Source organism: Crenobacter sp. CS_VA4 (assembly GCF_055597485.1).
This window is the reverse complement of the sequence record NZ_JBVMAE010000015.1, coordinates 51,835-72,409: the sequence shown is the minus strand read 5'-3', so window position 1 is coordinate 72,409 and position 20,575 is coordinate 51,835. Positions and strand designations below refer to the sequence as shown.

At 64.9% G+C, this 20,575-nt stretch carries 14 protein-coding genes and 1 pseudogene; 11 read left to right on the top strand and 4 right to left on the bottom strand.

What is annotated here, in order from left to right:
- Window positions 1–2: 2 nt before the first annotated feature.
- Entirely contained in the window at window positions 3–1,094 is a 1,092-nt protein-coding gene (locus tag ACZ2IA_RS15010; RefSeq protein ID WP_470293400.1) for a polyamine ABC transporter substrate-binding protein, read from the bottom strand.
- A gap of 125 nt (window positions 1,095–1,219) precedes the next feature.
- Between ACZ2IA_RS15010 and ACZ2IA_RS15005 the strand changes: the two genes are divergently transcribed.
- Entirely contained in the window at window positions 1,220–2,146 is a 927-nt protein-coding gene (locus tag ACZ2IA_RS15005; RefSeq protein ID WP_470293399.1) for a LysR family transcriptional regulator, read from the top strand.
- 472 nt (window positions 2,147–2,618) lie between these two features.
- Entirely contained in the window at window positions 2,619–3,311 is a 693-nt protein-coding gene (locus tag ACZ2IA_RS15000; RefSeq protein WP_470293398.1) for an ETEC_3214 domain-containing protein, read from the top strand.
- Here ACZ2IA_RS15000 and ACZ2IA_RS14995 read toward each other — a convergent pair.
- From ACZ2IA_RS14995 to ACZ2IA_RS14985, 3 genes and pseudogenes are all read right to left on the bottom strand, one after another.
- A pseudogene (locus ACZ2IA_RS14995) lies at window positions 3,308–3,367 on the bottom strand (hypothetical protein); the annotation flags it as partial. The gene ACZ2IA_RS15000 and the pseudogene ACZ2IA_RS14995 sit on opposite strands and share 4 nt — an antisense overlap.
- Window positions 3,368–3,775: 408 nt before the next feature.
- On the bottom strand, window positions 3,776–5,641 hold the full coding sequence (locus ACZ2IA_RS14990) for a M3 family metallopeptidase (protein WP_470293397.1): 1,866 nt from the start codon (window positions 5,639–5,641) through the stop codon (window positions 3,776–3,778).
- Between the two features lie 155 nt (window positions 5,642–5,796).
- The gene (locus ACZ2IA_RS14985; RefSeq protein ID WP_470293396.1) at window positions 5,797–6,555 is read right to left on the bottom strand and encodes an FCD domain-containing protein; all 759 of its coding nucleotides are present in this window, start codon (window positions 6,553–6,555) and stop codon (window positions 5,797–5,799) included.
- A 310-nt stretch (window positions 6,556–6,865) separates the two neighbouring features.
- Here ACZ2IA_RS14985 and ACZ2IA_RS14980 point away from each other — a divergent pair, with 310 nt between their 5' ends.
- The 9 genes from ACZ2IA_RS14980 to ACZ2IA_RS14940 all read left to right on the top strand — a co-directional run bounded on the left by ACZ2IA_RS14980 (window position 6,866) and on the right by ACZ2IA_RS14940 (window position 20,564).
- Entirely contained in the window at window positions 6,866–7,648 is a 783-nt protein-coding gene (locus tag ACZ2IA_RS14980) for a (Fe-S)-binding protein (RefSeq protein WP_470293395.1), read from the top strand.
- Window positions 7,645–8,343 (top strand): LutC/YkgG family protein, encoded by a 699-nt coding sequence (locus tag ACZ2IA_RS14975; protein WP_470293394.1) that lies wholly within the window; start codon window positions 7,645–7,647, stop codon window positions 8,341–8,343. The genes ACZ2IA_RS14980 and ACZ2IA_RS14975 overlap by 4 nt, the downstream gene beginning before the upstream one ends.
- Complete coding sequence (locus ACZ2IA_RS14970; RefSeq protein WP_470293393.1) at window positions 8,340–9,791, top strand: LutB/LldF family L-lactate oxidation iron-sulfur protein; 1,452 nt, start codon at window positions 8,340–8,342, stop codon at window positions 9,789–9,791. Before ACZ2IA_RS14975 ends, ACZ2IA_RS14970 begins: the two co-directional genes overlap by 4 nt.
- 13 nt (window positions 9,792–9,804) lie before the next feature.
- Window positions 9,805–11,295 (top strand): FAD-linked oxidase C-terminal domain-containing protein, encoded by a 1,491-nt coding sequence (locus tag ACZ2IA_RS14965; RefSeq protein WP_470293392.1) that lies wholly within the window; start codon window positions 9,805–9,807, stop codon window positions 11,293–11,295.
- A gap of 9 nt (window positions 11,296–11,304) precedes the next feature.
- On the top strand, window positions 11,305–12,378 hold the full coding sequence (glcE, locus tag ACZ2IA_RS14960; RefSeq protein WP_470293391.1) for a glycolate oxidase subunit GlcE: 1,074 nt from the start codon (window positions 11,305–11,307) through the stop codon (window positions 12,376–12,378).
- A 14-nt stretch (window positions 12,379–12,392) separates the two neighbouring features.
- Window positions 12,393–13,628, top strand: coding sequence for a glycolate oxidase subunit GlcF (gene glcF, locus ACZ2IA_RS14955; RefSeq protein ID WP_470293390.1), 1,236 nt, complete (start codon window positions 12,393–12,395; stop codon window positions 13,626–13,628).
- Between the two features lie 175 nt (window positions 13,629–13,803).
- On the top strand, window positions 13,804–15,498 hold the full coding sequence (locus ACZ2IA_RS14950) for a lactate permease LctP family transporter (protein WP_470293389.1): 1,695 nt from the start codon (window positions 13,804–13,806) through the stop codon (window positions 15,496–15,498).
- 318 nt (window positions 15,499–15,816) lie between these two features.
- Entirely contained in the window at window positions 15,817–17,397 is a 1,581-nt protein-coding gene (locus ACZ2IA_RS14945; protein WP_470293388.1) for an ABC transporter substrate-binding protein, read from the top strand.
- Between the two features lie 308 nt (window positions 17,398–17,705).
- Window positions 17,706–20,564: an EAL domain-containing protein gene (locus ACZ2IA_RS14940; RefSeq protein ID WP_470293387.1), complete on the top strand. Its 2,859-nt coding sequence runs from the start codon at window positions 17,706–17,708 to the stop codon at window positions 20,562–20,564.
- The last annotated feature ends 11 nt before the right edge of the window (window positions 20,565–20,575 follow it).

Sequence of the window (20,575 nt, the reverse complement as noted above, 5' to 3'; positions counted from 1 at the left end):
CCTCACTGACCGGTCTTGAAACGGGTCCACAGGCGGGTCTGCAGGCGCAGCGTCGCCGGGTCGAACGGGCGCTGCACCCACAGCGTCTCCATCCGCTTGGCGTCCGGGTAGATCATCGGGTCGCTGATCAGCGAGGCGTTGAGCAGCTTCTTCGCGCCGGTATTCGGGCTCGGGTACATCACCGAGTTGCTAATCTTGGCGACCACGTCCGGGCGCAGGATGTAGTTGATGAAGGTGAGCGCGCTGTCGACGTTCTTGGCGTCTTTCGGAATCGCCATATTGTCGAACCACAGCTGGGCGCCGATCGACGGCAGGCTGTAGCCGATCTGCTGGCCGTTCTTCGACGACTGGGCGCGCAGCTTGGCGACCAGCACCGCGCCGGAATAGCCGGTGGTGACGCATACCTCGCCGGTGGCCAGGTCGTTCATCACCGGCGTGGCGATGAAGCGGCGGATGTACGGGCGCACCTTCATCATCATCGCGTAGGCGTCCTGGTAGTCCTTGGGCTTGGCCGAATTGGGGTCGCGGCCGAGGTAGCGCAGTGCCATCGGGAAGATCGCGCTCGCCGAGTCGGTGAGCGCGATGCCACAGGACTTCAGCTTGGCCGCGTACGCCGGGTTGAACACCAGGTCGAAGCTGTTGGCCGGCACCGGCGCACCGAGCGCCTTCTGCACCTTGCCGGCGTTGTAGCCGATCGCGGTGGTGCCCCACATATACGGCACGCTGTACTGGTTGCCCGGGTCGGACTGTTGCGCTTTTTGCATCAGCACCGGGTCGAGGTTGGGGTAGTTGGACAGCTTGCTCTTGTCGAGCTTCAGGTAGACGCCGCTCTGGATCTGCCGCGCCAGGAAGTCGTTGGACGGGAACACCAGGTCGTAACCGGTGTGGCCGGTGAGCAGCTTCGATTGCAGCACTTCGTTGCTGTCGTACACGTCGAGGCGCACTTTGATGTCGGTTTCTTTTTCGAAATTGGCAATGGTGTCAGGCGCGAAGTATTCGCCCCAGTTGTAGATGTTGAGCTCCTTGGCGTTGGCCGAACCGGCCAGTCCCAGTGCCAGCAAGGCGAGCCAGAGCGGCTTTCTTCCTGTGTTCATCGCTTTCTCCTCTGCTTGTTATCCGGCCGCATCGTGGCTGCCGTGCTTTCGATTCTAGGCAGTGGGCGAGAAATGATAAGACAATGGATCGGAACTACTTTTTTTCCTGACAGGAAATACTGGCCATGGACATGCTCGCCGCACTCGACGCCTTCATCGCCGTTGCCGACACCGGCAGCCTCAGCCGCGCCGCCACCCGGCTCGGCAAGACCCCGTCGGCGATCACCAAGGCGATCCACGCGCTCGAAGCGTCGCTAGGCGTGCGGGTGCTGGAGCGCACCACCCGCCACGTGGCGCTGACCGAGGCTGGACGCATTTATCTCGAAACCGCCGGCGAGGTGCAGCAACGGTTGGCCGAAGCGCGCCAGCGCATCGCCGAACTGGACGGCCGGCCGCGCGGGCTGCTGCGGTTGACCGCACCGCTGTCGTTCGGCCGCGCGGTGCTCGCCGAATTCGGGCCGCGCTTCCTGCAGCGCTACCCCGAGGTGGAGCTGAACGTGTCGCTGTGCGACCGTTTCGTCGACATGGTCGCCGAGGGCTTCGACCTGGCGTTGCGGCTCGGCCGCCACGACCTGCCCAACCAGATCGTCAAGGTGGTCGGCAACAACCGGGTGTTGATCTGCGCGAGCCCCGCCTATCTCGCTAGCCACCCTCCGATCACCACGCCGGAGCAGTTGGCCGAACACGCCTGCCTGCTCTACCGCCATCCGATGCTGAATCCGGGATGGCTGCTGCGCCGCGACGGCCGCAGCTGGCAGGTGGCGCCGAGCGGGCCGATGGTGTCGGACAACTACGATCTGTTGCTGGACGCGGCGCTGGCCGGACTCGGCATCTTCCCCTGCCCGCAGTGGAGCGTGATCCGCCATATCCGCGACGGGCGCTTGGTGCCGCTGTTGACCGACTACGAATTCGAGGGCGAGAGCTTCGGCCGCGAGCATGTCTACGCCGCCTACCCGAGCACCCGGCGCGACTCGCCCAAGGTGCGGTTGTTTGTCAGCGAGCTGAGCGAGTGGATGGCAGAGCATTTTTGTTATCGGCCGGAGGGAGAGTGAGAGGGCAAGGAGCTTTGCGGGCTCTAGGTCGTAGGGAATGTCGGTGGGGATGGAGCTTTGTCGGTCTCGCCCGACTGGCGAGGTACTTTCTTTGCTTCGCCAAAGAAAGTACCCAAAGAAAGGCGCCCCCAACGACGCCGGCCCGCTGACGCGGGCTGCCCTGCGGGCGGACGCGGCCAACGGGCGGCTGCGCAACTCGCGTCGGCAAAAGCCGACACTCGGACAGTGCTCGCCGACGTCTCCCGTTGGCCACGCCCGTCCTCGGCGGCGTCGAAGGGGATTGGGTGACGGTCGGCAGCATTCGTCGGCTCGTTCTGTTTGGCAAATGTAACGCGGCGCGCGATTTGGCACCGTTTCACGCTGCTTTTGGTACCACATTCCGCCCGGATTGTCAGGGCATGGTGGAAGAGGGGCGGAGCGGAAGGAGTTCAGTACCTTATACTGTGGGATATACGTACTTGAAAGGAGATTCATGGAGCCAAACACTTCCATCATGACAGGGCTGGTGAAGTCTGCACTCACTCCCGTTAAATGGGCATGGAGTAAGTTTAGCCAGACCTCTATCAAGTACGAAAAAGCGCCAAAGAATATTCTCCAACTTACATACCCGTACACTTCAAAACGCCATGTTGAGAGTAAGTTCGGCGTGCCTGTGTATGAGCAGAACCTAAGCAATGGCGAGACCCTTGTCGCCTACGTGTTCTCAAACGCACTCGTACAAATCGAGTATGCTCAAGACGATATGGTCGATGCAGTCATGCTTGTGAGCCTTGAGACTGGTGCATTTCTCAAATGGCCTTTGAATCGACTCAGGAACTTCTCTATCCCTCGCTTGAACTACGTACTAGGGAAAACAACTCTTGGCGACGTATTCGATTCTAACGAACTCACTCTGTTCAAAGACTACTCAACCAAGTTTTTCATCCTTTGGCAGAAATTCTATGGGGGCAATCCCGGACGCTATTGCACTTTTCAATTCGGGCTATTCGCAGGTGAAGGCACTGAAGCCAATTTCCCGAACTATGAAGACGTAGATGATGGCTCAATTCAGGGAAGTGCAAGGATTAACACCGCTAACGAATGTCTCTTCAATGCGATAAGGATCACGCGCGAAGACTATGAGAGTCTTGGTGGCTTCGGTTACTGCTACGGTGTTTTCCCCTAATTGGGAACACCCGTTACCCCGCCTGAATCTCCTGGGTGAGTGTGGCGAATCAGGCTCTTCCCACCCGGTGGTCAGCACCGGGGTGTTGAAATCGGTTCTGTCGGCCGCGTTCACTGTCATTTTGAAACCTTCCAAATCCACAACTGCAGCAATCATCCTGCCGATCCCCTTTGCGCTGCCGAGCGATCGTCAAACGGCCAGGTCTTAAGCCGCCGCTTGTTCGAGCGGGCGGACGTTAGCCGCCCGCGAGTTCGGCGGCGCCTGGCCGCTTGGCAGGCGCGAGGGGAGCCGAAGGCCAGCGCACTGGGGTCGCCTTTCTTTGGGTACTTTCTTTGGCGAAGCAAAGAAAGTACCTCGCCAGTCGGGCGAGACCGACAAAACCACAACCCAAGCTCACCTTCCTTAAAATCCGCGAAAACAAAAAGCCGGACGATGTCCGGCTTCGCTATTGGTAAAAGGCAGCACTAATGCACGCTCACTGGATAACGCTCCGCCACCCACGCCTCGAACCGCTCGCACATCGCTTCATCCGACTCGGCGTTGTCGGCGATCAGCTCGGCGCCATGCACCAGCCGGATCCGTGCGCCCAGCTCGGGCGGGTAGTCGCTCGGCTCGCCGCGCGCCGCCGCCGCGATCTGCCGCTGCGCCTCGTCCCACGCCTGTTCCACCGTCAGGTTGCAGACGTCGGCCAGGTGGCGCGCGTTGAACGGCTCGCCGGTCAGGCTCAGCAAGGTGGCGTTGTGGCTGACGCTGTTGCCCGGTGCCCAATAGTGTTCGGCCAACTTCGGTCCGATCGCCGGGTTGTCGGTCAGGTAACCGTATTCGCGCTCGAAGTAGGCGCGGGTCTGGTACACCGCCATATTGGCGAGCAGGTAGCCGTGGTAGGCGGCGGCCGACTCCTGGTTGAGCAGGTGCGGGATCGACAACACCGGGCGCGGGCTCGCTTCGATGCCGAGGATGCGCTGCTCGGTGGCGCGGGCCAGTTTTAACGCCGCTTCCGGCGTCAGCTCGTCGTCGGACAGTTGGTACAGCGCCCATTCGAAATTGGCGACGATCAGGATCATCCGCTCCATGAAGGCGCGGAACGGCTGGCTGATCTCGATCTGCGCGCGGATCAGTGCGTCCGGCACTACCTCGCCGGCGCTGTTTTTCGCGTAGCGCTTCAGCCAGTCGGCGTCGCCGAGCAGGCTGTCGCAGAACATCGACTGCGTCTCGGCGTAGGCCATCGAGGTCGGCGCAAACTCCTGCGAGAAGCACGGCGAGTTCTGCGTGACGTTGGCGAAGTGCGCCGCGTGGCCGCCCTCGTGGAACAGCGTGGTGATCGCGCGGTCGCCGCTGCCGATCTGGTCGGGCTTGGCGTCGGAGGTGAAGTTGATCTGCGCCGGCACCCAGCGGCCGGTCTCGTCGTAGAAGCTTGGAATCGGGCCGTGGCAGAAGCCGTTCTGGTACTTGCCCTTGCGCTCCAACAGGTCCAGCTGCATCAGCGCGCCACGGTAGCCGATGCCGAGGCGGCGGAAGCTCAGCATCCATCGCTCCACCGCCTTGGCGAACGGCAGATAGGGGTCGAGTTGGCGCGTGACGTCGCCGCTCATGTGAAAGCGCAGGTTCCACGGTTTGAGCGCCGACTCGCCCTTCTGTTCGGCCAAGGTGTTCAGCGCGCGCAGATTGGCGTCGCGGGTGCGCGCCTCGAAGTCGTCGAGGATCACGAACAGCGCCTCCGGGCTCATCCGCTCGTTCTTGTTGACCTTGTAGTCGAAGTAATTGCGGTAGCCGAGCGTGCGCGCCATCCGGTTGCGCTGGCGCACCAAGTCGAGGAAGCCGTTGTCGAGCACCCAGCGCTCCTGCCCCAGCAGCGCGTCGTGCGAGCTCTTGCGCGCCGTCTCGTCGGGGTTGGTGGCCATATTGGTGGCGAGCATGCCGAGCGTCGCCTCCTCGCGCACTCCCAGCTCGTTGAAATGATGGAGCGCGTGCTGCTGGTTCTTGGCGAACAGCGCCGACTCCATCTCGATCAGCTCGCGCATCTCATCGCGCGCCGTGTCGCTGTCGAGGATGTTGCACTCGAACAGGGCCTGCCAGCCCTGCAGGCCGTGCTGCAGCTGAGCCTTGTCGCAGGCATCCGGCGTGCTGCCCAGCTCGGCCAGTGCCGTGCGCACCGCCGTCAGCCGTTCAGGGCTGGAAATAAAGTCCTTGTACGTCTGCTCGGCACGGGCAAAGCCGGCATGGTCGTCTGAGATGCCCATATAGGTGTCCCAGAACAGGTCTTCCTTGGCCTTGTGGACTGCCAGGTAGTCGCGATTGAGCTGGTCGAACAGCTCGCGGGGGCTAGACATTAGTTTCTCCTCGGGTGGCGAGCCGGCTCGGCTCCGGGTCGGTGCGGCCGGCTTCGGATCGGCTGCGTGGGTCAGATTGGATATTGTATTGGCATGAGCGGCAAAACAAAAAGGCAGCGATGCGGTCGCTGCCTTTTTTGGTCTTCCGTGTTGCCTCAGGCGCCGGCCATCCGTCGCCGCGCCCGGTCGGTGCGCTCCTTCTCGTCCTTGAACTGCGCCATCGTGCTGGCGACGAAGTCGATGTGCGCCTCGGCGGCGCGCCGGGCCGCCTCCGGGTCGCGCGCCACGATCGCCCGACACACCGCCATATGTTGCTCGAGCAGCTCGCCCGCCACCGGGCCGCTGGCGAACAGGCTGGTGATGTTGTCCTCGATATGTCTGTGCAGCATGTGCAACAGGCTGCTGATCAGGTGGGCGAACAGTACATTGTGCGAGGCCTCGGCCACAGCCCGATGAAACTCCACGTCGATCGCCGCCCGGGTGCTCATGTCGCCCTGTTCATAGGATTGCTCGAGCTGCTCGATCAGCCCCTGCAGCCGCTCCAGGTCGGCATCGGTGGCACGCCGCGCTGCCACGCTGGCGACAGTGCCCTCCATCGCGCGGCGAAACTCCAGCACGTCGCCCTGCAGGCCTGCGTCCTGGTTGATCAACTGCTCCCACGGGTCGGAAAACGCCGTCTCCAGCTGGTCGGTGACATAGGTGCCGCCGCCCTGCCGGCTGGTCAACAGGCCGCGCGCGGTCAGCTTCTGGATCGCCTCGCGCAGCGACGGGCGCGACACGCCGAATTGTTCGGCCAGGGTCCGCTCGGCCGGCAGCCGCGAGCCGGGCTTCAACACCCCTTCAAGGATCTGGTCTTCCAGCTGTTTCACGATCGCGTCCGCTAAGCGCGGCACGTTCACCTTTTGGTACGCCATATCTGTTCTCTCGATTTCCCACCGTTAACCCCGGGCGGCGCCCATCATCCTCCAGCCTCGCCGGTGAAACAAGCGGGCAAAGATCCTGGCGATGACGTTGTCGCGGCGCGACAAACGGCACGGCATGCTGCAACACGGCAAAGCCGCGCCGTCGTTGTGTTTGCGTAAATTGGTAAGACCAATAATAGCAGTGTCTGGCGCGGAGCTATACCGGATTCTATAAAACGGCTATTGACTCATAGCGAGCATTCGCTCTACAGTCGATTCCAACAATAAATATTGGTCTTACCAATTATCCAAAGGAGAGAGGATGCAGCCCAATACCGCAGCGCGGCCGGCCCCCGGCGCTACGCGCCCGACCGACGTCTACTTCTTCGGCACCTGTCTGCTCGACCTGTTTCTGCCCGCGGCGGGCATGGACGCGATCACCCTGCTCGAGCGCCAAGGCCTGCGCGTGCACTTCCCCCAGGCGCAAAGCTGCTGCGGCCAGCCGGCCTATACCAGCGGCCACCCCAAGGAGGCCCGCGCGGTGGCGCGCGCGCAGCTGGCGCTGTTCCCGAACGACTGGCCCATCGTGGTGCCGTCCGGTTCCTGTGGTGGGATGATGAAGCACCACTGGCCGCGACTGTTCGCCGGCGAGCCGGAGCAGACCTTGGCCGAAGCGCTGGCGGCGCGGGTGGTGGAGCTGTCGGATTTCCTGCTCAACGTGCTGGACTTCCGCCCCGAGGATCGCGGCCTGCCCACCCGGGTGGCGGTGCATACCTCCTGTGGCGCGCGGCGCGAGATGAATGTGCACCTGACCAGTTGGGCGCTGGTCGACCGGCTCGCCCATGTCGAGCGCGTGGTGCACGACCACGAGTCGGAGTGCTGCGGTTTCGGCGGCACCTTCTCGGTGAAGCACCCGGACATCGCCGGCGCGATGGTCGGCGACAAGGCCGCGTCGCTGCAGCACAGCGGCGCGCTCGAATTCGTCACCGCCGACGGCGGCTGCCTGCTCAACATCAACGGCAAGCTCGCCAAGGACGGCGAGCGGGTGTTCGCCGGCAAGCATCTGGCCACCTTTCTGCTGGAACGCACCGGAGGCAAGGTATGAGCGCGCGCGACACCATCCTTGCCAAGCTACGCGCCGCGCCGCGCTCCGTCCCGGTCGAGCCGGACGTCGCCGCGCACTTCGAACGCTTCGGCCCGCGCTGGAGCGAGCTGGAAGCCTTGCGCCACTGGGCGGCGATGATGCGCTCGGTGAAGACCGACATCGTCTGGTGCAGCGAGGGTGACTGGCCGCAAAGCTTGGCCGAACAGGTGAAGGCGCGGCCGATCCGCAGCCTGCTGCTCGCGCCGCAGACCCCGCATGGCCGCCTGGCGCAGGAAGCGCTGCAGCACAATCCGCTGCTGAAGCTGAAGACCTTCGACCGCGTAGTCGACGACTGGAAGGATGAGCTGTTCAACGACACCGACGCCGCGTTCACCGCGGTGCGCTGCGGCATCGCCGCCACCGGCACGCTGGTGCTGTGGCCCGACGCCGACGAGCCGCGCACGATGAGTCTGGTGCCGCCGACCCACTTTGCGCTGTTCGACACCCGCACCCTGCACCCGGACTTCTACACCACGATGAGCGCTGAAGGTTGGCCGAACGGCATGCCGACCAATGCGCTCTTGGTGTCCGGCCCGTCCAAGACCGCCGACATCCAGCTGACGCTGGCCTATGGCGCGCACGGCCCGCGCGAGCTGGTGGTGCTGGCGGTGCTGCCGCCCCACATCGACGTGGCTCAATTGGAGGACGCGGCATGAGCGACGCGCAAACGATCACCGTCTACCCGTCCCGCCAGTTCAAGGACAACGCCCGCGCGGCATTGCAGGATGGCGAGTTGCGCCACAGCCTGCGCACCGCGATGGACTACCTGATGGCCAAGCGACTATCGGCGTTTCCGGACGGCGACGAGCTGGAGACGCTGCGAAGTTTGGGCGAGACCATCCGCCAGCGCTGCCTCGCCAAGCTGCCCGAGCTGCTCGAACAACTGGAGAGCAAGCTCACCGCCAACGGCGTAAAGGTGCACTGGGCCGAGACGACAGAGCAGGCCAACGAAATCATCCACGGCCTGATCGCCCGGCGCGGCGGCACGCTGGCGGTGAAGGGCAAGTCGATGGTCAGCGAGGAGACCGAGCTCAACCACTATCTGGAAGCGCGCGGTGTCACCGCGGTGGAAAGCGATATGGGCGAGTACATCGTGCAGCTGGCCGGCGAGAAGCCCACCCACATCATCATGCCGGCGATCCACAAGACCCGCGCCCAGATCGCCCGGCTGTTCCACGAGCACATCCCTGACACGCCGTATACCGAGGACGTCGACGCGCTGATCAAGATCGGCCGCAACGTGCTGCGCGATCTTTATTTAAAGGCCGACGTCGGCCTGTCCGGCGTCAACTTCGCGGTGGCCGAGACCGGCACGCTGTGCCTGGTGGAAAACGAGGGCAACGGCCGGATGTGCACCACCGTGCCCGACATGCACATCGCCATCACCGGCATCGAAAAGGTGGTCGAGAAGCTGACCGACGTGGTGCCGCTCTACAGCCTGCTGACTCGCTCGGCGATTGGCCAGCCGATCACCACCTACTTCAACATGATCTCGTCGCCGCGCAAGCCGGGCGAAAAGGACGGCCCGCGCGAAGTGCACCTGGTGCTGCTCGACAACGGTCGCTCGCAAGCCTACGCCGACGAGCAGCTGCGCAAGACGCTGCAGTGCATCCGCTGCGGCGCGTGCATGAACCACTGCCCGGTCTATACCCGCATCGGCGGCCACGCCTACGGCACCACCTACCCTGGCCCGATCGGCGAAATCATCTCGCCGCACCTCTTGGGCCTGGAGAACACCCGCGATCTGCCGACCGCCTCGAGCCTGTGCGGCGCCTGCGGCGAGGTCTGCCCGGTGAAGATTCCGATTTCCGAGATGCTGATGCGGCTGCGCGAGGAGGCACAGCGCCCGGCGACCGAGACGGTGCCGCACCCGTTGCGAGGCCAGGGCGCCGCGCACACCGGCAAGGAGGCACTGGCCTGGCGCGCCTGGCGCGGCCTGTTCGGCCAACCTTCTGTCTACAAGCTGTTCGGCTGGGCCGCCACCCGGCTGCGCGGCCTGACCCCGCCGGGGCAGCTCGGCTGGACGCAGAACCATGTGCCGCTGAAGCCGGCCGCGAAGACGCTGCACCAATTGGTGCGCGAACGCGACGCCGCACGCCGTTAGCCCTGGAGCCACCATGACCGAGACCGTCGTTTTGCCGCATGCCGAACAAGAACACCGCGCCGAACTGGTGCAGAAACTCCGCCAGGCCTTTGCCGACTGCCAGTTCCTTTTCGAGCCGGAGGACACCGTCGTCTATGAAAGCGACGGCCTGGCCGCCTACCGCTGCCTGCCGATGGCGGTGGTGCTGCCGGAAACCGAAGCTCAGGTGCAGCACATTCTGCGAGTGTGTAGTGAATTGAAGGTGCCGGTGGTGCCGCGCGGCGCCGGCACCTGTCTGTCCGGCGGCGCGCTGCCGATCGAGAACGGCATCGTGCTGTCGCTCGCCAAGTTCAAGCACATCGTCGAGCTGAACCCGCTGGCGCGCACCGCCACGGTGCAGCCCGGGGTGCGCAACCTGGCCATCTCCGAGGCGGCCGCACCGCACGGCCTCTATTACGCGCCCGATCCTTCGTCGCAGATCGCCTGCACCATCGGCGGCAACGTGGCGGAGAACTCCGGCGGCGTGCACTGCCTGAAATACGGCCTGACCGTGCACAACATCCTCAGGGTGCGCGCGGTGACGATGGACGGCGACGTGGTCGAGTTCGGTTCGCTGGCGCCGGACGCGCCGGGGCTGGACCTGCTCGGCGTGTTCATCGGCTCGGAGGGCATGTTCGCGGTGGTCACCGAGGTGGTGGTGAAGCTGGTGCCGAAGCCGCAGACCGCGCAGGTGATCATGGCGAGCTTCGACGACGTCGCCCGGGGCGGCGACGCGGTAGCGGCGATCATCGCCGCCGGCATCATCCCGGCCGGCCTCGAGATGATGGACGGCCCGGCCACCCGCGCGGTCGAGGAATTCGTCCATGCCGGCTACGACCTGTCGGCTGCGGCGATCCTGCTGTGCGAATCGGACGGCACGCCCGAAGAGGTGGCCGAGGAAATCGCGCGCACCATCGAGGTGCTCGAGGCGAACGGCGCCACGCGCATCCAGGTGTCGCAGAGCGAGGCCGAGCGGCTGACCTTCTGGTCGGGGCGCAAGAACGCCTTCCCGGCCGCCGGGCGGCTGTCGGCCGACTACTACTGCATGGACGGCACGATCCCGCGCCGCCATATCGGCACCTTGCTGACCCGCATCGCCGAGATGGAGCGGCAGTATGCACTGCGCTGTATCAACGTGTTCCACGCCGGCGACGGCAATATGCACCCGCTGATCCTGTTCAACGGCAACGACGCCGACGAATGGCACCGCGCCGAGTTGTTCGGCGCCGACATCCTGGAAACCTGCGTGGAGCTGGGCGGCACCATCACCGGCGAGCACGGCGTCGGCGTCGAGAAGATCAACTCGATGTGCGTGCAGTTTTCGCCCGAGGAGCGCGAGGCGTTCTTCGCGGTGAAGCACGCATTCGATCCGGCCGGCCTGCTCAACAACGACAAGGCGATCCCGACCCGGGCGCGCTGCGCCGAGTACGGCAAGCTGCACGTGCACCACGGCCAGCTGCCCCACCCCGACCTGCCCCGTTTCTGAGGCCGTGAGATGACCGAGATTCTCCAGCAATTCCGCGACGCGATCCTCAAGGCGTCGCACGACAAGACCCCGCTCTGCATCACCGGCAGCGGCAGCAAGCACTGGTACGGTGAGAGCCCGCAGGGCGAACGCCTCGACACCCGCGGCTATGCCGGCATCGTCGCCTACGACCCGGCCGAACTCGTGATTACCGCACGTTGCGGCACTAGCTTGGCCGAGATCGAGACGACGTTGGCCGAACAGAAGCAGATGCTCGCGTTCGAGCCGCCGCATTTCGGCCCTGCCGCCACGCTCGGAGGTTGCGTCGCCGCCGGCCTGTCCGGGCCGCGCCGGCAGAGCGCCGGGGCGCTGCGCGACTTCGTGCTCGGCACAGTGCTGATGGACGGCAAGGGCCAGGAGCTGAGCTTCGGCGGCCAGGTGATGAAGAACGTCGCTGGCTACGACGTGGCGCGGCTGCTGCCCGGCTCGCTCGGCGTGTTGGGCCTGATCCTGCAGGTGTCGCTGAAGGTGCTGCCGAAGCCATTCGCCGAGGCGTCACTGCGCTTCGAACTGAATGAAACCGACGCGCTCACCCGGCTCAACCAGTGGGCCGGCCAACCGCTGCCGATCAGCGCCAGTGCCTGGGAGGACGGCATCCTGCACCTGCGCCTGAGCGGCGCCGAGGCGGCGGTGGCCGCCGCGCGCCAGAAGCTCGGCGGCGAGCGGCTCGACGACGACGCAGCCCAGCGCCTCTGGCAGGCGCTGCGCGAGCAGACCACACCATTCTTTGCCGAGCGCGGCGAGGCGGAGCCCTTGTGGCGGCTGGCCCTGCCGAGCACCGCACCCGCGCTCGGCCTGCCAGGCAGCCAGCTGATCGAATGGGGCGGCGGCCAGCGCTGGTGGCGCAGCGACGCGCCGGCCGAGCAGGTTCGCGCGTTGGCGCAGCAGGCCGGCGGCCACGCCACCTTGCTGCGCGGTGGTGATCGCAGTGCCGGCGTATTCACGCCGCTGCCTGCCCCGCTGCTGCAGATCCACCGCCGCCTCAAGGCCGCGTTCGACCCGGCCGGCGTGTTCAACCCCGGTCGGCTCTACCCCGAGCTGTAACAGGACATCGATACATGCAGACCCACCTGGCTGATTTCATCAAGGACACGCCCGAGGGCATCGAGGCCGACAGCATCCTGCACAAATGCGTGCACTGCGGCTTCTGTACCGCCACCTGCCCGACCTACCAGCTGCTCGGCGACGAACTGGACGGGCCGCGCGGCCGCATCTACCTGATCAAGCAGGTGGTCGAGGGCGCGACGCCGACCGCGAAGACGCTGACGCATCTGGACCGCTGCCTGACCTGCCGCAACTGCGAATCCACCTGCCCGTCCGGTGTCGAGTACGGCCGGCTGCTCGACATCGGCCGACACGTGGTCGAGCAGCAGGTAGCGCGGCCGTTTGCGGAACGGCTGCAGCGGCGTCTGCTCGCCAGGCTGCTGCCGAACCCGGCACTGTTCGGCCCGGCGTACAAGCTCGGCCAGCGCCTGCGGCCGCTGCTGCCCGCCTCGCTCAAGGCCAAGCTGCTGCCGGCAACGCCGGCCGGTGTGCGCCCACAAGGTCGGCACGCGCGCAAGATGCTGATGCTGGAAGGCTGCGTGCAGCCGGCGATGCAGCCGAACATCAACAACGCCACCGCCAGGGTGCTCGACGCGCTCGGTATCGAGCTGATCTCGCCACCCGCCGCCGGCTGCTGCGGTGCGATTCGCTATCACCTGAACGAGCAGGAAGCGGCGCTAGCCGACATGCGCCGCAATATCGACGCGTGGTGGCCGTATATCGAACAGGGGGTCGAGGCGATCGTGATCAACGCCTCCGGTTGCGGCGCCACGGTGAAGGAATACGGCCACTACCTGCGCCTCGACCCCGCCTACGCTGCGAAGGCGCAGCGCGTCAGCGCACTGGCGCGCGACATCGTCGAAGTGCTGGTGCCGATGACGGCAAGGTTGGCCGAAAAGGTGCGTAACAAACCACTCGAGCGGGTCGCCTATCACCCGCCCTGCACTTTGCAGCACGGCCAGCAGCTGCGCGGCCGGGTCGAGCCGCTGCTGCAGGCGCTGGGCCTGACCGTGCTGCTGCCGGCCGACAGCCACCTGTGCTGCGGCTCGGCCGGCACCTATTCGGTGCTGCAGCCCGAGCTGTCCTACCGGCTGCGCGACAACAAGCTCGCCGCGCTCGCGAAGACCGAGCCGCAGATGATCGTGTCCGGCAATATCGGCTGCATCGCCCACCTGCAAGGCGGCACCGCCACGCCGGTGGCGCACTGGATCGAGCTGGTCGACAGGATGTTGGCCGAACCGGCCGTATAGCTTCACCCGACAGCGAATAAGACGGGACCAACCCGTTAGCACCCTGCAACACAAAGGAGAGAACCCATGCCCGCCCCGATCAAGCCTGACGGCTAAGCACGTCCCGCCCCACATCACCGAGTCCAATCAAAACATCACGCCGCCCACTCGCGGCCGTGAGGAGGAACTGTTGACCATGCAAACCTGGACCCAAGTCTACACCCCGCTCGGCAGCCTCGGCCTGTCGGCGTTGGTGGCCGCCATCCCCATCGTCTTCTTCTTCCTGGCGCTGGCGGTGCTGCGCCTGAAGGGGCACATCGCCGGCACGATCACCGTGCTGATCTCGCTGGCGATCGCGATCTTCGTCTACCGGATGCCGGCCGATATGGCGCTGGCCGCCGCCGGCTTCGGCTTCGCCTACGGGCTGTGGCCGATCGCCTGGATCATCGTCGCGGCGGTATTCCTGTACAAGATCACCGTCAAGACCGGCCAGTTCGACATCATCCGCGCGTCGGTGTTGTCGGTCACCGAGGACCAGCGCCTGCAGATGCTGTTGGTCGGCTTCTCGTTCGGCGCCTTCTTGGAGGGCGCGGCCGGCTTCGGCGCGCCGGTGGCGATCACCGCCGCGCTGCTGGTCGGCCTGGGTTTCAACCCGCTGTACGCCGCCGGACTGTGCCTGATCGCCAACACCGCACCGGTGGCGTTCGGCGCGATGGGCATCCCGATCATCGTCGCCGGCCAGGTGACCGGCATCGACGCCTTCCATATCGGCGCCACCGCAGGCCATCAGCTGCCTATCCTGTCGGTGATCGTGCCGTTCTGGCTGGTGATGATGATGGACGGCGTCAAGGGCGTGCGCGAGACCTGGCCGGCGGTGCTGGTGGCCGGCGGCTCGTTCGCCGTCACGCAATTCTTCACGTCCAACTACGTCGGCCCGGAACTGCCGGACATCACCTCGGCGCTGGTCAGCCTGGTGAGCCTGACCGCCTTCCTGAAGGTGTGGCAACCGAAGAAGGTGTTCAGCTTCGCTGCGGTTGGTGTCGGTGGCGGGGCGGCGGCGATGACGTTCGGCGGCGGTGGCAGCTCGCGCCCGACGCCGAAGCCGTCCGGTTACAGCCTGGCCCAGATCGTCAAGGCCTGGTCGCCGTTCATCATCCTGACCGTGATGGTGACGATCTGGAGCCTGAAGCCGTTCAAGGCCTTGTTCGCCAAGGGCGGCGCGCTGGAGCACTGGGTGCTGAAGTTCCATGTGCCGCACCTCGATAACCTGGTGATCAAGGTCGCGCCTATCGTCGACGCGGCCAAGCCGTACGAGGCGGTGTTCAAGCTCGACCTGTTCTCGGCCACTGGCACGGCGATCTTCCTGGCCGCGCTGATCTCGATGGCGGTGCTGAAGATGAAGCCGCGCGACGGCGCGGCGACCCTTGTCGAAACCTTGGCCGACCTGAAGAAACCGATCCTGTCGATCGGCATGGTGCTGGCGTTCGCCTTCGTCGCCAACTACTCGGGGCTGTCGTCGACGCTGGCGCTGGTGCTGGCCGGCACCGGCGCGGCGTTCCCGTTCTTCTCGCCGTTCCTCGGCTGGCTCGGGGTGTTCCTGACCGGCTCGGACACCTCGTCGAACGCGCTGTTCAGCTCGCTGCAGGCGACCACCGCGCATCAGATCGGCGTGCACGACACGCTGCTCGTCGCCGCGAACACCACCGGCGGCGTCACCGGCAAGATGATCTCGCCGCAGTCGATCGCGGTGGCGTGCGCGGCGGTCGGCCTGGTAGGCAAGGAGTCGGACCTGTTCCGCTTCACGCTGAAGCACAGCCTGATCTTCTGCGCCTTCGTCGGGTTGATGACCTATGTGATGGCCTACTACCTGCCGGGCGTCGTTCCGCAGTAAGAGTCGCTCACAAACCCCTCCCGGCGTTGTTGCGCTGCCTTGCCGTACGACTTGTACTGTCTGCGGCAGCGCGACGAGCAGGACCGCTTCGCTGGGCTTTGTCAGCGACTCCAAAGTCGCATCAGCCCTGCTTCCGAACGGACCGCCACGGCGGTCCGTTTTTTCATGACGGTGCGCTACAGATCACCCGGATCTATGGTTATGCTGGCGGGGTGGTTGGTGAGAACTGACGATTCCACTACGCTATCGGCTGGCCGCCACGACCCGCCATCGGTTCGGCCAACCTTTACCCAACGATAAGAATCCGCCGGAGAACCCATGCGTCCGACCTCGATCGCCGCCCTTACCCTGCTTGCCCTGCCGCTATTGGCCAACGCCAAGGCGCTGACCGTCTGCACCGACGCCAACCCGGAAGGCTTCGACGTGGTGCAGTACAACTCGCTGGTGACCACCAACGCGTCGGCCGACGTGCTGATGAACCGCCTGGTCGAGTTCGACGCGGCCAAGAGCCGGGTCGTGCCGGGCCTCGCAGAGCGCTGGGACGTCAGCCCGGACGGGCTGAGCTACACCTTCAAGCTGCGCCGCAACGTCGCGTTCCATGCCACCGACTACTTCAAACCGAGCCGGCCGCTGAACGCCGACGACGTGCTGTTCAGCATCGAGCGGATGATCGACCCGAACCACCCCTGGTACAAGACCGCCGCCAGCTACCCGCACGCGCAGTCGATGCAGTGGCCGAAGCTGATCAAGTCGGTCGTCAAGGTCGACGACAACACGGTGAAGATCGAGCTCAACCAGCCGGACGCGACCTTCCTGTCGACGCTGACGATGGGCTTCGCGTCGATCTATTCGGCCGAATACGCCGACAAGCTCCTGGCCGCCGGCAAGACCGCCGAGCTGAACGCCAAGCCGATCGGCACCGGGCCGTTCGTGTTCAAGAGCTTCCAGAAGGACGCGGTGGTGCGCTACGCGGTCAACCCGCAATACTTCGGCGCCAAGCCCAAGGTCGATGCACTCGTCTACGCGATCACCCCGGACGCCACCGTGCGCGCGCAGAAGGTCAAGTCGGGCGAATGCCAGATCGCACTGGCGCCGAAGCCGCAGGACGTGCAGCAGGCGCGCGGCGACGCACGGATCAAGGTGGTGCAGACCCCGGCGTTCATGACCGCCTTCGTCGCGCCGAACAGCCAGCACAAGCCGTTCGACAAGGCCGAGGTGCGTCAGGCGCTCAACTACGCCTTCGACAAGGCCAATTACCTGAAGGTGGTGTTCGAAGGCACCGCCACCGCCGCCAACCGCCCGTTCCCGCCCAACACCTGGAGCTACGATAAGGCGCTGGCCGATTACGCCTACGATCCGGCCAAGGCAAAAGCCTTGCTCGCCAAGGCCGGTTACCCGAACGGCTTCGACACCACCATCTGGGTGAGGCCGACCGGCAGCGTGCTCAACCCCAACCCTAAGGCCGGCGCCGAGCTGCTGCAGTCCGATCTTGCCAAGGTCGGCATCAAGGCGCAGGTGAAAGTGATCGAATGGGGTGAGCTGATCAAGCGCGGCAAGGCCGGCGAGCATGATCTGCTGTTCATGGGCTGGTCGGGCGACAACGGCGACCCGGACAACTTCCTGACCCCGCAGTTCTCGTGCGCGGCGGTGCAATCGGGCACCAACTTTGCCCGCTACTGCGATGCTAAGCTCGACAAGCTGATCTCAGATGGCAAGCGCACCAGCAAGTTGGCCGAACGCAGCAAGCTCTACCATCAGGCGCAGAAGCTGATCAACGATCAGGCGCTGTGGCTGCCGCTCGCCTACCCGACCGCGTTCGCGCTGACGCGCAGCAATGTGAGCGGCTACCGCGTCAGCCCGTTCGGCCGGCAGGACTTCACGGCAGTTAGCGTCAACTGAACCCGTCTTCGTTCCCACCTCGACAGTCGGCCTCATGCCGGCTGTTTTTCTTTGCCACTATTGGCCGTGCCGATGTGATATGCACCTTGTTCGTAATGCGGTAAAAATCTATTCTAATGACATTACCCCATATCCAGCCAGCCGCTATGGCGCCAAACCGCCAGCAACCTGGATTTACGACACGGCAGCCCTTTGACAGCAACCATCCATCATTCATCGAGCCCGGCCACTCTGCCGGGCAGCAAGCCAACGGCCGGCAGCGCCGACTGCTCGTTCAGCCTTTTTCCCTTACGAGGTCGCGCGAAGGCATGATCAGCCAGCATAACAGCACCAATCGTCGTCTTCTCGGCATGGTCTGGCCCTTCGTGCTGGTCGTGGTGCTCCTGGCCGTGCTCAGCATCGGCAGCCTGAACGCGCTGTCCTCGGTGCGCGCCTACGTCGGTGGCGAGAGCCTGTGGTCGAAGGGGCAGAAAGACGCGATCTACTACCTCAACCAGTACGCCGAAACCCGCGACGAAGCCGATTACCAGCGCTACCTGGCCGCCCGTGCGGTGCCGCTGGGCGACCGTCGGGCGCGGCTTGCGCTCGATCAGCCCACCCCCGACCTCGACACCGCGTACCAGGGTTTCCTGCAAGGCCACAATCACCCCGGCGACATTGCCGGCATGATCTGGTTGTACCGTCACTTCCGCGCTATCAGCTACATCGACGAGGCGGTGCAGGCCTGGCGCGAGGGCGACCGTTATATGGGATTGCTGGCCGACGTCGCCGAGGGGCTGCACGACGGCATCACCGCCAACAGCCTGACCCCGGCTCAGCTCACGGCACTGCGTCAGCGTATCCAGACCATCAACGAGGACGTCTCGCCGATCGCCCAGGCGTTCACCGCCTCGCTCGGTGAGGCGTCACGCAAGACCCGCGACCTGCTGTTGTGGATCAACCTTGCCGCGGCGGCGGCGCTGATCCTGCTGGCGGTCTGGCGAACCCGCAAGCTGATCCGGCAGAACGCCGCCTTCGAGCGCGCGCTGCAGTTGAGCGAGGAGCGCTTCCAATTGGCGGTCAGCGGCAGCAACGACGGCATCTGGGACTGGGACATCAAGAACGGCACCATGTACTACTCGCCGCGCTACATGGAATTGCTCGGCTTCGCTCCGGGCGAGCTGACCAATGACATCACCTTGCTCGCCGACTATCTGCATCCGGACGACTACGGCCCGACCATCGCCGCGTTCAATGCCCACTTCAGCGGTCACCCCGGCTACGACGTCGAATACCGGATGCGCACCAAGTCCGGAGGCTATCGCTGGTTCCGCGCCCGCGGCCAGGCGCAGCATGGCGCCAGCGGCAAACCGCTGCGGATGACCGGCTCGTTCACCGACATCACCGACCGCAAGTTGGCCGAAGCGGCGCTGAGCGCCGAGAAGGTACGTGCCCAGGTCACGCTGGCGTCGATCGGCGACGCGGTGATCACCACCGATACCAGCGGTAGGGTCGAATACCTCAACCCGGCCGCCGAAACGCTGATAGGCATCACCGCCGGCGACGCGCACGGCCGGCCGCTGGCCGAACTGTTCCACCTTCTCGACGAAACCACCCGCCAGCACGAGATGCACCCGCTGGCACGGGTATTGGGTGCCAATGGATCGGAAAAAGCGATCAGCAACCTGCTGCTGGTCCGTCCTGATGAAAGCGAAGTGGCGGTCGACATGGTCGGCGCGCCGATCCGTGACAGCGTCGAGGGCATAACCGGCGTGGTGCTGGTCTTCCATGACATGACGCGCGAGCGCCAGTACATCGCCAGCCTGTCCTGGCAAGCCACCCATGACGCGCTGACCGGCCTCGTCAACCGGCGCGAGTTCGAGCAACGCCTGAAGCAGCTGATCGACAACCCGCGCCAGCCGAGCGGCGTACACTCGCTAATGTACCTCGACCTCGATCAGTTCAAGGTGGTCAACGATACCTGCGGTCACGCCGCGGGTGACGAGTTGCTGCGCCAGGTGTGCATGCTGTTGCAGCAGCACCTGCGCAAGAACGACACGCTGGCCCGGCTGGGTGGCGACGAATTCGGCGTGTTGCTGGAAAACTGTCCGCCGGAAACCGCGATCGGCATCGCCGAGGCGCTGCGCAACACCGTCAGCGACCTGCACTTCGCCTGGGGCGGTCGACCGTTCTCGGTCAGCGTCAGCATCGGCGTGGTCCACATCCAGGCGCGGCCGACCTCGCTGGAAGAAGTGCTGCGCGCCGCCGACGTCGCTTGTTATATGGCGAAGGAAAAGGGTCGCAACCGGGTGCAGGTATACCAGACCGACGACTCGGAACTGTCGTTGCGCTACGGCGAGATGGAGTGGGTGAACCGCATCCAACACGCGCTGGAAGAGAGCCGCTTCTGCCTGTACGCGCAGGACATCGCCGCGCTCAGCCACGGCGCACCGGAAAGCGCGCATTTCGAGCTCTTGATCCGCCTTCGCGACGAGCGCGGCGAGCTGGTGCCGCCGATCGCCTTCATCCCGGCGGCCGAGCGTTACAACCTGATGCCGCTGATCGACCGCTGGGTCGTAAAGACCGCCTTTTCCACCCTGGCGGAGCTGTTGGGCGACGAGGCGCCCTGCCCGGTCGCCACCTGTGCGATCAATCTGTCCGGCTCGTCGATCGGCGACGACCAGTTCCTCGGCTTTCTCTACCAGCAGTTCAAGCTCAGCGGCATTCCGCCGAGCCTGATCTGCTTCGAGATCACCGAGACCAGCGCGATCGCCAACCTGTCGAGCGCTTCGCGCTTCATGAACGAGCTGCGCTCGCTCGGCTGTCGGTTCTCGCTCGACGATTTCGGCGCCGGCATGTCGTCGTTTGCGTATCTCAAGCACCTGCCGGTGGATTACCTGAAGATCGACGGCAGCTTCGTCAAAGACATGCTGGACGATCCGATCGATCGCGCCATGGTCGAGGCGATCCACCAGATCGGGCACGTGATGGGCAAGAGCACGATCGCCGAGTTCGTCGAAAATGCGATGGTGATCGAGGCGCTGACCGTCATCGGCGTCGACTACGCCCAGGGCTACGCGATCGGCCGTCCGCAACCCTTTACCCGCGACTTCCTGTTAAGGCGCCGTTCGACGGCGGGCAATGCTGCCGCGCGTCAGGCGCCCAAAGGCAAGAACGTCATTTTCTGAATGGAGACTGT